The organism is Runella sp. R0.1_18, assembly GCF_057652155.1.
Genome location: NZ_JBYFCK010000002.1, coordinates 545,575 through 560,180, shown reverse-complemented (window position 1 = coordinate 560,180; position 14,606 = coordinate 545,575). Strand labels below are relative to the sequence as shown.

Below are 14,606 nucleotides of genomic sequence, written 5' to 3'. Positions count from 1 at the left end.
TATTTACGTATGAAGAAATTATTTTTTGTTTTCTCTCTCGCTTTTCTTACTTGTACATCACTCTGTGCCCAAGACAATAGCTACAACTTGGTGCCTTTTCCTGCGCAATTCAACGGTGGAGATGGGCAATTTGTGGTCAATGGACAAACCAAAATCATTGTAACGGCCAAAGATGTGCCGTTGAAACCCATTGCGCAGTCGCTGGCTAATACGCTTAAAACAGCCTCTAAATTCAATTTGGTGGTAGCGCCCGCCGCCCCTCCTACTGCGACCAACACGATTTTTATTCGTTTGAACAAAGCCTTAGGCTTGGGAAACGAAGGGTATAAATTATTGGTAGGAAAAGAACGCGTAATACTTGAGTCGGCGACGCCACAAGGAGCTTTTTACGGCCTACAAACCATCCTTCAGCTGTTGCCAACCGCCGTTTTTAGCCCTACTCCCGTTGAAAACGTCGCGTGGACAATGCCCGTGTGCCAAATCCAAGACAAACCCCGTTTTGTACACCGTGGGTTGATGCTTGACGTAGCGCGTCATTTTATGCCTGCTTCGTTCATCAAAAAATACATCGACCTTTTGGCGCTCCATAAAATGAACGTATTGCACTGGCATTTGACCGATGACCAAGGCTGGCGCATTGAAATAAAGAAGTACCCTAAACTCACACAAGTGGGCTCAAAACGCAAGGAAACGCTGGTAGGGCACTACTCAGAAAATTACCCTCAGAAATACGACGGAAAAGAGTACGGAGGTTTTTATACCCAAGCCGAAATAAAGGACATTGTAAAGTATGCGCAGGCAAAATACGTCACGATTATCCCCGAAATCGAGTTGCCTGGGCACGCAACGGCTGCCTTGGCGGCTTATCCAGAGTTGGGTTGTGAGCCTTCAAAAAACTACCAAGTGGGCACAAAATGGGGGGTGATGTACGACGTGTTTTGCCCCACGGAAAAAACTTTTACCTTTTTGCAGGACGTGTTGACCGAAGTAATGGTGCTTTTCCCTAGCAAGTATATACACATTGGCGGTGACGAGTGCCCCAAAGAGGCTTGGAAACAGAGTACTTTTTGTCAAGAATTGATAAAAAAACAGGGCTTGAAAGACGAACACGAGCTGCAAAGCTACTTCATCAAGCGGATTGAGAAGTTTGTCAACTCCAAAAAGAAAAGCATTATTGGCTGGGACGAGATTTTGGAAGGTGGCGTAGCTCCCAACGCAACCGTGATGAGCTGGAGAGGCACGTCGGGGGGCATTGAAGCGGCTAAACAGAAGCATAATGTCATCATGACGCCGACAACCTACTATTACCTCGACTATTACCAAGGAAATCCCGCCAAAGAACCTTTAGCAATTGGCGGGTATTTGCCCATCGAAAAAGTGTATGGCTACGACCCCGCCGATGGCTTTGACGAGGCGTCTAAGAAATACATTTTGGGGGTACAAGGAAACTTGTGGACGGAATATGTACCTACTCCTGAGCAAGTAGAATATATGACATTTCCGCGCGCTACGGCCATTGCGGAATCGGCTTGGATGCCTTCGGGCGTCAAAAACTTTGAGGATTTTGCGATGCGTTTGAAAGAACATTTAAAACGATTAGATTACCTCAAAGTCAATTATTCAAAACGTATTTTGGACGTTCGGGCGGTGACGCAGTTCAATAACCAAGGGCAGCTGCAGGTGCGTTTGGATAAATTGGACTCGGATAGCAAAACCTACTATACCACCGACGGCAAGCAGCCAACGACAAGCTCAACGGAATATACGATGCCGATAACGTTGGATAAAATCACGACCATCAAGGCGGTTACAACTGCTGGTGCTACTTTTGAAGAAAAATTCTTTGTACATCGTGCCAAAGGTAAGCCTTACAAATATGCCAACGCTCCTGCTGATTGGGCTGATCCAGATAAAAAGAAATTGACCGACGGGCAGGTGGCTCAAAGTCCTCAAAACAGCGCGGAATGGGTACAGATTTCGGGTAAAGACCTGGAAATTACGATTGATTTGGGCGAGGTAAAACCCGTGACCAAAGTGTCGGCCAATTTCTTAAAACTGATTTTGTACAACATCTTCCCGCCTACTTCGGTGGAGATTAGCCTCTCGCGCGACGGCGAAAGTTTCAAAGAAGCCTTGGCGCAGCCCGTGACATACCAGCTAGAAGGAGGATGGCAAATTTTACCCGTGGTAGCCGACTTCAAAACAGCGCGGGCTCGGTATATTCGAGTACGGGCTAAAAATGCAGGAAATGCCCCCGCAGGTCATCCAGAAGCAGGTCGCCCGACCACGATTTCAATGGATGAAGTAGTGGTAGATTGATAAGATAAGCTATTAGACATACGCAACAAGAAAGGCGCTGTACCCACAGCGCCTTTCTTGTTGGCGAGAGTATTCTTCCCGTTCACGCTGCTTTTCTGGCACTTTATCCCAATTTAGTCTTATTTTTTTAAACAAAAACGTAGCTTTACCTCGTTATTATAATGAAAAAGTACAAATGTAAACTTCTTCTTTTATCCATTAACAAGTAATAGTGGCTTGCCACTTATTGTCAGCTATGAAACATATCTTCAGTATTTTACTGTGGCTTGGGGTGGCCACGTGGGCGTACAGCCAAGAAAAGCGAACGATTAGCGGGTATATTAAAGATGCTTCCAATGGCGAAAGCCTGATTGGGGTGTCGGTGTACGTTCGAGAAATCGGGAACGGAACCGTAACCAACGACTACGGCTATTATGCCTTAAACCTGCCTACAGGAGTCTCGTACACGTTGGTCTTTAATTATATCGGTTACGAAAAAGTAGAGAAAAAAGTGACGCTTACTGCCGATTTGAAGCTCAGTATTGAGCTCAAGGATGAAAGTGTGAAGCTGCAAGAAGTTATTGTCAAAACCACCAAAGAAGACGAGAATGTTAAGAACATTGAGATGTCGGTCAACAAGGTGGAGATGAAAACCATTCGCCAAATGCCAGCCTTGCTTGGAGAAGTTGATTTGGTGCGGAGCATCCAACTACTCCCTGGGGTAACGAGTGTGGGCGAAGGGGCCAGTGGGTTTAACGTCAGAGGAGGAAATATTGACCAAAATCTAGTATTGCTCGACGAAGCGCCTGTCTTCAATGCGTCGCACTTGTTTGGCTTTTTCTCAGTGTTTAATCCAGATGCGGTTAAAGACGTAAAACTCGTTAAAGGCGGGATTCCTGCGCAATATGGAGGTCGTATTTCGTCGATTTTGGACGTTCGCTTAAAGGAAGGAAACGCCAAAAAACGGGAAATCAACGGCGGGATTGGAACGATTTTCTCTCGTTTGAGCTACGAGCAGCCTTTTGCCAAAAGTAAAGGTTCGTTTATCGTAGCGGGGCGGCGTTCGTACATCGACGTATTGGCCAAGCCATTTTTGAATGGTGATTTAAAAAACTCGCGCTTTTATTTCTATGACCTTACGGCCAAAGCCAATTACCGAATTGATGACAAAAATACTGTCTTTGCTTCGGGCTACTTTGGTCGCGATGTTTTTGGGGCAGATTTTGGTTTTGAGTGGGGAAACCAAACGGCGACTGTTCGCTGGAACCACGTTTTTAACAATAAACTGTTTATGAATGCTACGGCGTTTTACTCAGATTATGACTATGGGTTGGAGTCGGATCGAAACAATAAGAACAAAAATGGGGATAAATTCAAGTGGAATTCGAGCATTTCTACTTGGAGTATAAAGCCCGATTTTACGTATTACCTCACTCCTAACAATACCGTTACTTTTGGCGGACAGTACATCAATTACAAGACAAAACCAGGGACTGCTATAGGAGTTTCGAGCGGTGAGGAACGAAATTTTAGTTTAGATTCACGCTACGCAGATGAGTCGGCTTTGTACATTGGTAATGACCAGAAAATGACGGAATGGCTTTCGTTTCAGTACGGGATTCGGTACTCGTATTTCCGAAATCTGGGCCCAGGAACGGCTTATGAGTTTTTGGAAGTCGTAAAAGGTGACCGACAGCTGCCTGTCTCAGAGAAAAAATTTGAGTCGGGTGTAATTAATACGTATGGCAATTGGGAACCCCGTTTTTCTACAAAAATAGAGTTAAACCCATCCACTTCCATCAAAGCCAGCTACAACCGAACGGCCCAGTATTTGCACTTATTGTCAAACACGGCGGCGAGTTCGCCCTTGGATGTGTGGACGTTAAGTTCTAAAATTATCAAGCCCCAAATAGCCGATCAGGTAGCGTTAGGCTGGTTTCAAAACTTCCAAGAGAATATGTTTGAGGCATCGTTGGAAGTGTATTACAAGAAACTTCAAAACCAAATTGACTACGTAGCTAACTCTGATTTGTTGCTCAATACCTATCTCGAAGGTGACTTACTTTTCGGAAATGGTCGGGCGTACGGAGCCGAAGTTTATGTGAAAAAAAATCGTGGAAAACTGACGGGGTGGTTGAGTTATACCCTTGCTCGCACCGAGCGCAAAATAGAAGGCATTAACAACGATAACTGGTTCCCTGCGCGTTTTGACAAAACCCATAATTTATCGACGGTGGTTTTGTATCAACTCAACGACCGTTTGAGTTTCTCGGCCAATTTTGCCTTCAATACGGGGACGCCTGCTACTTTTCCGACCAACCGTTTTGAATGGGGGGGCTGGACATTGCCTCAAAATGTGGACAATAGCCGAAATGCAGCTCGTATTCCTTCGTATCACCGCCTCGACTTAGGGGCAACGCTCAAATCGAAGAAAAAACTCTTTGGTAAAGGCCAAGGCGAGTGGGTACTTAGTATCTATAACGTCTATAATCGCCGTAATCCTTTCTCAATGTATGTGCGTCAAAACGAGGACAATAACCTCAAGACGGAAGCCGTACGGTATGCCGTGATTGGTTCAGTTGTTCCAGCCATTACGTACAATTTTAAATTTTAATAGCCATGAAAAAGAATACGCTTCATACTTTTTTGACTTATACAGTCCTCTCACTTTTGACCCTTACGACCCTCAGTAGTTGTGAGGATGTGGTGGACTTAGACGTAAAGTCGGGTGCTCCGCAGCTAGTAGTAGATGGTTGGGTAACGAATCAACAAACAAGCCAAATCATTCGCTTGACCGAATCAGCGGGCTACTTTGACAATAATCCAGCAAAACCAGTCCTAAATGCAACTGTGACCGTCTCCGATGATAAAGGCGGTACATTTACATTTGTGGATCTAAAAAAAGATGGGGTGTACGTTTGGCAGCCCACTTCGGCCCGCGATACCATCGGACGGGTAGGAAGAACCTACACGTTACGTATCAAAACAGGAACCGAAGAATATACAGCAGTGAGTAAGCTTAATCGGGTTCCTAAAATCGATTCAGTGACCTATTTCTTTGACAAATTACCGATTGCACCAGCGGATGATGCACCTCAGGAAGGCTATACGGCGGAGTTTTTTGCCCGTGACCCAACGGGGGCAGGTGACTGCTACTGGATAAAAAGCTACAAAAACGGTAAGTATTTTAACAGAACTACCGAGATCACAATTGCTTATGATGCGGCGTTTAGCCCAGGTGGGAACAGCGATGGCCTACGCTTTATTTTACCCATTCGTCGCGCCATTTCCCCTGAGTTTTACAAAGAAAAAGATACGGTCAAAGTAGAGCTTTGCAGCATTCCGTTGGAGGGGTATTATTTCTTAAATCAAGTACGGACTGAGTCGAGTAATCAGGGGCTATTTGCAACGGCTCCATCCAATATTTACAGTAACATAAAAAATACCAATCCGACAGGGCGCAAAGCGTTGGGCTTCTTTGGCGCGGCGGCAGTTAGTACGTTTACCGAGGTAATTGACGCCAAAAAAGCAAAACCCAAAGACGGCAATTAGCCTTTAACAGACAACACCTTCGGAAAGGCGGAGGGTTTGGGTAACGCAACTCGGGATTTCATAAGGATAATGTGAAACGTAGATGAGTGTTTGTTCTTTTGAATCACAGACGGCGTTAACAACCTCCTTAAAATGCTCTACTGCGGCAAAATCTAGCCCTTGGCAGGGTTCGTCTAAAATCAGTAGTGGCGGATGTTTCACTAGTGCTCTGGCCAATAAAACGAGGCGTTGTTGGCCTTTAGAAAGGTTTTTAAATAATTTATCGAGTAGCGAACCCACGTTGAGCCATTCGGCAACGGCGTGGGTTTGTTGTATTTGGTCGTCGGTTAATTTTCTAAAATAAACGCCCGTTGCGTCAAAAAAACCTGAGGCAATGGTCTTAAAAACGGTCGTTTCTTGGGGGAAATACAAATGCAATTCGGGCGAAACGTGCCCAATTTTGTTTTTAACGTCCCACATCGACGGCCCACCTCGTTTTAAGTCAAACAAATCATAATCATTGGCAAAACGTTGAGGGTTATCGGCGGTCAAAATACTCAACAGCGTTGACTTTCCTGAACCATTGGGTCCAACCAGTGCCCACTTCTCCCCTTTTTTGATTTGCCAGTTAACATTATCAAGTACTTTTTTGCCGTTGTAGGTGATGGTAATGTTACGGAGGTTAACGGCTAACGCAAAGTTATAAGTCGGAGAAATAGGAACTACCTCACGAGGCTGAAATGTGGCTTTGTCGGTTTCTGAAAGTGATTCTTCTTCTGAAATAATTTGGCCTTCTTTCAATCGTACGACTTGGGTGACGCTCGCGGGAATTTCTACCGAAGAAGTCACCAGCACAATGGTGACACCTGCGTCTTTGAGGTGAGCAAGGGCGTTTCTCAGTACTTCGCGCGAATGGACGTCTAAGCCAGAAAACGGGTTATCCAACAATAATAATTGCGGTTTTTTGAGCAACGACCGCGCCAACAGCATCCGCCGAGTTTCGCCGTTGGACAAAGTCACAAAATGGCGATTAAGCAGGTGGTCGATGGAAAGCAACTGGCAAGTGGCAAGTAAATCGGCTTCACTAATGGTGTTTGGAGGAAGTACCACCGAATGGTTGTCAACGGTTCCTACAGGCTTGAGTTGATTGGTCAGCACTTCACGAACGGTCGGCGCAACTTCCGCTTCGTGACTATGAAAACGCTGCTGGTAATACTGCGCAGCGGATCGGATGATGCGATTGAAAGAGTAATCTGATGGAACAAGTTCGGCTACTTTGGACAGCAACACATCTCCGTAGTCGTGGGTTAATTTTCCGCGCCAAATGGGCCATTTCCCTGCTAACACCTCTAATAATGTGGATTTTCCGCTTCCATTTTCTCCAATAATGGCCCATTGTTCACCCGTTTGAATGGTGAGGGAAAGATTAGATAAAACAACGGTGTCGTAGCGACGAACAAAAGCGTTTTGGAGTGTAATCATGAACTTTGTCAAAGTTTGGGACTTTGACAAAGTTAGTAGTCTAAATACTTTATATTTGCTTAAATCTATACTTTATGGAATCACTTTTTGTTACCGAGCGAATTAAAGAGCTCCTTCCGAAAATCAAAGCCTTCATTGAGAGTGAGTTATATCCACTCGAAACCCCCGAATACCTTGCCCATGACTTTTCGCACGTGGAGCCTATTCTTCAGCAAAAACGGCAATTGGTCAAAAAAGCAGGTTTGTGGGGACTGCATTTGCCCGAAGAAGACGGCGGGCTAAACCTAACACTTTGCGAGTTTGGGCAAATCAGCGAAGTACTGGCTAGTTCGCCTTTTGGGCACTTTGTGTTCAATACCCAAGCCCCTGACATTGGGAATACCGAACTGATGCACAAATACGCGCCGACGCACTTGAAAGAGCAGTACTTAAAACCATTGATGGACGGCGATATTCGTAGCTGTTTTAGTATGACAGAACCAGAGTTTGCGGGGTCAAATCCTACACGAATGGGAACTACGGCAGTCAAAGACGGAGATGATTACGTGATTAATGGCCACAAATGGTTTACGAGTAGCGCTGATGGTGCGGCGTTTGCCGTGGTGATGGCCGTCACCAACCCCGATGCTGCGCCGCACAAACGAGCAAGTCAAATCGTAGTTCCGATGGACACGCCTGGGGTAAAACTCGTACGTAATATCCCGATTATGGGCCATGCTGGAGACAGTTGGGCAAGCCACGCGGAGATGCGCTATGAAAACGTTCGTGTACCTCAGTCTAATCTAATTGGGGCTGAAGGGGCAGGATTTTTATTGGCGCAAGAACGCCTTGGGCCTGGCCGTATTCACCACTGTATGCGTTTTATCGGGATTGCCGAGCGGAGTTTTGATTTGATGTGCCGCTATGCCGCTAGTCGGGAGATGGAAGAAGGGGTTATGTTGGGAGAAAAGCAGTTTATCCAAGGGTTTATCGCCGAAAGCAGGGCGGAAATCGACGCGGCACGCTTGCTTGTATTGCGCACGGCCAAGCACATCGATGAACGTGGCGCTGCGGCGGTGCGTGACGAAATTTCGATGATTAAATTTTTTACGGCCAACATGATGCTTCGGGTAATTGACCGATCTATTCAAACCCACGGCGGGCTAGGCATGACCAGCGACGTGCTATTGTCGTATTGGTACGCCCATGAGCGAGCTGCACGGATTTACGACGGAGCCGACGAAGTACACAAAACCGCCTTGGCAAGGGGTATTTTGAAAAGCTACGGCCTTGATACCCGAAAAAAATAAATGATTATTTTACTTCCGATAGCAGTGGACTGTGCGTGAGCGGAAGCGATAAGAAAAAGGAAGTGCCAACTCCGTCTTCGGTTTCAAACCAAATATTCCCTCCAGCGTGTTCTACGCCTCTTTTGGCAATGGCCAAACCGAGGCCAGAGCCGCCTTGTTTGGTGCTAAAGTTGGGTAAAAATACCTTGGGACGAATGGGTTCGGGAATCCCGTTTCCGTTGTCCTGAACTTCAATATAGACGTTGCCTTCGTCGGTACGGAGTCGTAGCGAAATCTCAGGACGGCGCCCTTCGGGCACGGATTGGATGCCGTTGATGATGAGGTTGGTAATGATACGCCCAATGAGCTGTCGGTCGCCCATGACATTGACCCGTTGTACCCTAATATCCCTTTGTAGGGTGATTTTTGGGTCGTCGGAATACAAATCGGCGGCTTTATTGAGTACCGAAGAAATTTCGAATAACTCGTTTTTGGGCAAAGGCATTTTAGCAAAATCCGAGAACGACGTCGCAATGTCACTGATGTTGTCGATTTGGTCGATGAGCGATTCAAACGTCCGCCGAATTCGCTCACTTTGGGGCATATTTGGCGGTAAATCACGCAGCATCGTTCGTTGAAGTTGCTGAATCGTCAACTTCATCGGCGTCAGTGGGTTCTTAATTTCGTGCGCTACTTGCTTGGCCATTTCTCGCCAAGCCGATTGCTTTTCGTTTTTGGCCAATTCTTCTTTGCTTTCGCTGAGTTTTTTAAGCATATCGTTGTACGACTTCACCAACGTCCCGATTTCGTCGTCTGATTTCCAATCTACGGGCTCGTTGAGTTGGTGTAAATTGATGCGACGAAACTTCTGCGTCATGATTCGGAGCGGTATTGTCAAAAGGTTAGATGCCCAGTAGGACAGCACCAAAAACACCAAAAACATAATGGCAAAAACGCTCAAAATCGTTGAAATAACCTCAATAATTTGGCGGTCTAACTCGGGTTTTGAATCAAAATGCGGAATACTAAGTACACCCAACGGTTTACTATTGCTACTAGCTCGTACGGTCACGTAGGCCGTACGGTATTGTTTTTTACCCAGCGATTCGTCCAACAAAACCTCATTTTCGCGGTCTTGGATAAGGTGAATATAGGCGTCAGGGTTAATCCATTTGGACAGTAGCTTACTTTCGTAAATGAGCGGTTTGGTGGTCATGTACAGTGTACCGTCGTTTGAAAAGAAATTGATGTCCACGTTGGCATCGCGGGCAATTTTTTCCAATTCTTCCTTCAAAGCATCTTGGCTACGTCCGCCACGTTGGTGTTCTTCCAAGTATTGAACAAAGTTGGTGGCAATGTTTTTGGTGCTGGAAAGGTACGAGCTTTCTTGGTTGTTGAAATAATTGGTACTAATGACACTCAACGTAATCAAAACAATCAAAATAAGCGGCAAGAAAAAGGCTACATTTAGTAAAATTTGGATTTTGGTAGTATAACTGATTTTCAGTCGTCGGAACCCATATTTGAGTGCATAAACGGCAATAATACAGATGACGTACAGCACCAACACTAAGTACAAAAACGAAAAGTTGGAAGTCAGGCTTTTGAATGGATACGACTTTGACGATACCACCACATAGCGTTTGTTTTTGTCTCTACTTCCTACGTGTTTATAATCGTACAAAAGGAGTCCCGTATCAAAAAGTGTGGAATCATCTAGCACCGTAAGGGGCATTTTACGGTCATAATTATAGCTGCCCGAGCTGTACATAAGCTCTTTTTGGGCGTCATAAATAGCGTAACTATATTGTCGTGTTTCGGGAGTTGGAACAAACTTTTTGTCCATCAATAACTCTGGATACACATTTTTGGGTTGGTCTTCGCGGGGGTTTAGGTTGAGCACGACCCATCCTAGCAAGAGCGAATCTTGTCGAATATCAATCAGGCTGAGGTATTGTTTTTTGAAGTTATTGACAAGGTCATTGATAAAAAACAAGGAAGGATAATTGGTCTGGTACTTCACTTGTCGATACGGGTGGGTGTAATCATCGAAGTTAAGGGCCTCGAACGTATTATCAAGCGGCTGTCCGTCGGCTTTGAATGAAAGTACCTCAATGTCGTATTTGTCGAAATATTTATCTAAGTGAATACTTTTTACTTTTTGCTGAATGCGTTCGCGGGAGAGAATGGTATCACTGATAAATGTTTCCTGAATGTCCACATCTTTACTAATGGCATCTTTGGCGCGGTCGAGCAAAAACTCGCCAAAAGGGTCGTTTTCTGCGATGATTTTTTGGCCAAATTCTTTCTTATTCGTAATGTCTTTGCGGTCTTCTTCGGTATAAACGACGTAGGTTGTCACCAATGCCCAGAAGAAGGCCCCCGTGAAATAATAAATGGTGGTGCGATACCGAAACGAATAAAGAATACGAGGAAACCGTGAGAAATAAAGTACAATAAAATAAACAGCATGAATCCATAAAACCCAGGTCAGTTGACCGCTAAAAATCCACAGAAGTAGGATAAATACCCCGCAACTTAGTAGAAAAATGAGCGTTCCCTGAACGCGATTTTTAGGGTTGAAGCGAATAAAGAGGCTGACAAATAGGTGTGTTCCAAGAAAGTAAATGCTTGAAATACAAATGAATATGATAATGCAAACAATCTTGAGTATCGAGAATGAAATGCTCAGGGTGATGTCGAGGGTGAACTGTGATTTTTCGTAAATATTTTGTAGTTCAGAGAAACACCCGTAAAAGACGCCGAAGCTAAGAATAACAAATAAACCAGAAAGCAATACTTTGGGAACCCCCGAAATACGAAGCAATTTCCCGTAAATTTTGGAACGAAAATAAAAGTCTGCTAGGTACAACACCAATACAAAAACAACGATGGAGTTGAGTAGCAGGTCGCCCAAGGAAGGGGCAATGGGCGATGAAGCGTAAAATTTGGGGTTAAAAATATCGTTCTCGTAAAACACAAACGGAACCCCAAAATACAGCATTCCAAGCCGTAAGAGCATCAAATATAGGGCAAGCAAAACAAAAGCACGCTCATAATGGCGTTCGCGACTCCATCGGAGTATCCAACGGACGACATAAATTCCCAAAAAGAAAATACACAATGCCCCCCAAATAATGGTATTTACGGGGGTTGTTTGGTTGTAGGTCTCAAATTTGGGAGGGGTAATTGAAAATAGGAAATGGGTGTTGTTGTCGAGGACGTTGCTGTAAATAGGCCCCAAGCGCGTCGAAATCTGCTGAGGGTCAATCGAAAATAGCTCGGTGTTGTAGCCTGACTGAAAGTAGTTGTTTTTGTTTTTATAGTGGCTGTATAAATTAATTACTGAAACGACATCAAGGCGGGTATCATTCTGAACCAACTGCCGCCGACTTACCAGAAACTTCCCCTGTTCAAAGGTAACTAGCTGAGTTTGTGCAATTTTACGAATAGATTCGTATTCGGGAATAAAACGATAATCGGACCAAAAAACCAGTTGCCCATTTTGGAAGATGTAATAAGGGTATTTGGTTGGGCGACGAAAGGCAGAGAATTGACGAGAACTGTTTTGGGAGGCAATCGTCATGATTTCTCCTAATTCTTTGTGGGAGAGATCCAGTTCTTGTTTTACGCGTTCTTTTACAGTCGAAAAATATTTTTCCTCTGATGCTCCTAATGCGCCTCTTTCAAATACAAAAAACGATAGCAATGCCAACAGAAAAGAAGCAAAGGCCAGAAAAGCAAAAATATGTCGTTTAACTTGCTGCACGAACGTTAAAGCTAGGGTTTGAGTTTATTCACAACCCTCCCTAAAATCGTGCCAAAAGTTACTTTTATTAAGAAGTATTAAATAACTATCTCGCTGTCAGCTAATTATTTTACGACCGTAAAGCCTGCCCCATTGTCAGTTTCTTCAAAATCGACTTCCGTACCTATGACATACATTAAGTGACGTTTGTCGATGATTACTTTGATGGCGTCAATCTCATACACTTGGTCGTGTTCGGTAGGCGTATCAAATCCTAACAAAAACTGCCCAACGCACCCGCCACCTTTCATTCCAACGCGTAAACCGTAGCTGTCAGGTATTTTATTGGCCGTAAGGGTGTCAATAATTTCGCGTTTTGCCGTCTCTGAAATCCGAATAGGTTGAGCGTTTGCCATGTTGTTTTGTACGTTTGTCGCTACCCGACGCACTATTTTGGTGATACTTTGCGTTCTTTGCGGGAATAAACCTTGTGTAGGTAATCAAACAACAAATCAATGGAAATCGTCACCGACTTATTGAAAATTATTCTTCCATCGGCATTGGTACTGTATGCCATGTACCTAACTGTAACGGCATTTTTGAAAAAGCAATTGACCGAAAAAGAAGTAGAGTTACAGCGTAAAAACGTAGAAATTGCGTTGCCGATTCGCTTGCAAGCATACGAACGAATGTGTTTGTTTTTGGAGCGAATTACGCCCAATAACTTGCTCGTTCGTACCAATGGAGTAGCTACGCAAGCCATTGAATTTCAACAAATTCTTTTGCATGAGGTTCGGGAAGAATTTAATCATAACCTATCGCAACAGGTTTATATGAGCCACCATGCTTGGGAGCAGGTTCGGTCGGCACAGCAAGAAGTAATCACGCTCATTAACCAAGCTGCGGCAGAGGTGCAACCCGATGCAGCACCCATTGATTTATCTAAGAAAATCTTTGAAAAAATAGTTCAAGAAAACCGAAACCCAACCGCCTTGGCGCTCAAGTTTGTCAAGGATGAAATTCAGCGAGAGTTTATGTAAAAGGGGGTAACATAACATCTCGAAAGTTCAAAACTTTCGAGATGTTAGCTAGCGAGTAACCCATAATTTTTGAGAAACACGGCCTCGGTCTGGCGTTTGGTACGTCATAAAATAAAGCCCATTCTCAAGGGTTTTATGGGGCCGAATTGTAAGGCTATTGTTAGAAGTTGCTTGAATCTCAAACGGAATTTCTTGTCCCAACATCGTTATTAGTCGCAAACGGTCAAGCTCAAGATTATCAAACTGTAGGCGGACGCTGCTCCCATCCGATGGGTTTGGATAAATGACAAACTGCGTTGCCTCGGCCTGAGGGCTAACAGCTATAATTTTTGAATAATCCGACGTACCGTCTTTGTCCACCTGTTTTAGTCGATAGTAATTGACGCCAGGGAGCGGTGCTTCGTCCAAAAAGCTGTAATTAATCACTTGACGGGAGTCGCCTGCGGAGGTGAGTTTCCCAATCGTAGCAAATTCTTTTAAATCAGTACTCCGCTCTACGTTAAAATGGCTACTGTTGATTTCGAGCGCCGTTGCCCACGAAAGTCGTACCCGTTCGGCTTCTGCTTTTCCCCGAAAATACATCAATTGAACAGGGACAATATTTGACCATGATAGACTTGACAAGAAAATACTTTGGGTACTAAGTGCACCATTTCTTGCGTCACTTCCACTGCCGTAAGTGAGCGTAAAGCGTTTTACGCCGCCATTACGAAAAGTGACCGTTGCGCGGGTGGTGTCTAAGGGGTCGGCATTGAAACCAGACAACACTTTAATGTGCGCGGCAGTCCCGTTGGACAAATAAGCTGTACTGGGATTGTACGTAATTGTGGGTACAACCCCCGTGTTTTTGTCATCGTAAGCTTCGATAGCCACACGGTCTTGGTAGTTACTAAAGCTCAACTCGCGGTCGATTCCCAATAAAGCAAACGATAAATTTGTAACGGGGTCGCTGAATGTGAAAGAAATCGTAACGACCTGCGTACGGCTTCCGAGGTTCATGCTCAACCATAGACCCCGAGAGTCACTACGTGGGGTGTTGTTATTAAAACGGTTGGTTGATCCTTGAATGTTGGCTGTTACGGTTACAGGAGGTGTACCTAAGTTCGTAAAAGTATGTGACAATGACCCGTCGGGAAGCCATTTGGTTGTTTCTGATTCCGACGTTAGGTCAACAAACCCCTGCCCAAACGAAAGTTGAGTGCAAAGTACCGCCAACAAAACCAATAAACCCCTCATAAA

General features: G+C 44.7%; 9 protein-coding genes. 5 read left to right on the top strand and 4 right to left on the bottom strand.

Annotated elements, in window-relative coordinates:
- The first annotated feature begins 9 nt into the window (after positions 1-9).
- The 3 genes from AC23P2_RS05105 (at position 10) to AC23P2_RS05095 (ending at position 5,850) form a co-directional block, all read left to right on the top strand.
- Complete coding sequence (locus AC23P2_RS05105) at positions 10-2,319, top strand: glycoside hydrolase family 20 protein (protein WP_487772196.1); 2,310 nt, start codon at positions 10-12, stop codon at positions 2,317-2,319.
- Between the two features lie 235 nt (positions 2,320-2,554).
- A complete protein-coding gene (locus tag AC23P2_RS05100) occupies positions 2,555-4,912 on the top strand; it encodes a TonB-dependent receptor (RefSeq protein ID WP_487772195.1) in 2,358 nt (785 codons plus the stop codon).
- 5 nt (positions 4,913-4,917) lie between these two features.
- The gene (locus AC23P2_RS05095; RefSeq protein ID WP_487772194.1) at positions 4,918-5,850 is read left to right on the top strand and encodes a DUF4249 domain-containing protein; all 933 of its coding nucleotides are present in this window, start codon (positions 4,918-4,920) and stop codon (positions 5,848-5,850) included.
- A 3-nt stretch (positions 5,851-5,853) separates the two neighbouring features.
- On the opposite strand, the gene AC23P2_RS05090 is transcribed toward AC23P2_RS05095, so the two are convergent.
- Positions 5,854-7,311 (bottom strand): ATP-binding cassette domain-containing protein, encoded by a 1,458-nt coding sequence (locus tag AC23P2_RS05090; protein ID WP_487772193.1) that lies wholly within the window; start codon positions 7,309-7,311, stop codon positions 5,854-5,856.
- 74 nt (positions 7,312-7,385) lie between these two features.
- On the opposite strand from AC23P2_RS05090, the gene AC23P2_RS05085 reads away from it, so the two are divergent.
- Entirely contained in the window at positions 7,386-8,600 is a 1,215-nt protein-coding gene (locus AC23P2_RS05085) for an acyl-CoA dehydrogenase family protein (protein WP_487772192.1), read from the top strand.
- Between the two features lie 4 nt (positions 8,601-8,604).
- Here AC23P2_RS05085 and AC23P2_RS05080 read toward each other — a convergent pair whose 3' ends face one another.
- Both AC23P2_RS05080 and AC23P2_RS05075 read right to left on the bottom strand, forming a co-directional pair.
- A complete protein-coding gene (locus AC23P2_RS05080; RefSeq protein WP_487772191.1) occupies positions 8,605-12,348 on the bottom strand; it encodes a sensor histidine kinase in 3,744 nt (1,247 codons plus the stop codon).
- Positions 12,349-12,452: 104 nt separating this feature from the next.
- Positions 12,453-12,743 (bottom strand): HesB/IscA family protein, encoded by a 291-nt coding sequence (locus tag AC23P2_RS05075; protein WP_472489689.1) that lies wholly within the window; start codon positions 12,741-12,743, stop codon positions 12,453-12,455.
- Positions 12,744-12,842: 99 nt separating this feature from the next.
- On the opposite strand from AC23P2_RS05075, the gene AC23P2_RS05070 reads away from it, so the two are divergent.
- Complete coding sequence (locus AC23P2_RS05070) at positions 12,843-13,367, top strand: DUF7935 family protein (RefSeq protein WP_487772190.1); 525 nt, start codon at positions 12,843-12,845, stop codon at positions 13,365-13,367.
- Positions 13,368-13,415: 48 nt separating this feature from the next.
- On the opposite strand, the gene AC23P2_RS05065 is transcribed toward AC23P2_RS05070, so the two are convergent.
- Complete coding sequence (locus AC23P2_RS05065) at positions 13,416-14,603, bottom strand: T9SS type A sorting domain-containing protein (protein ID WP_487772189.1); 1,188 nt, start codon at positions 14,601-14,603, stop codon at positions 13,416-13,418.
- Positions 14,604-14,606: the final 3 nt, after the last annotated feature.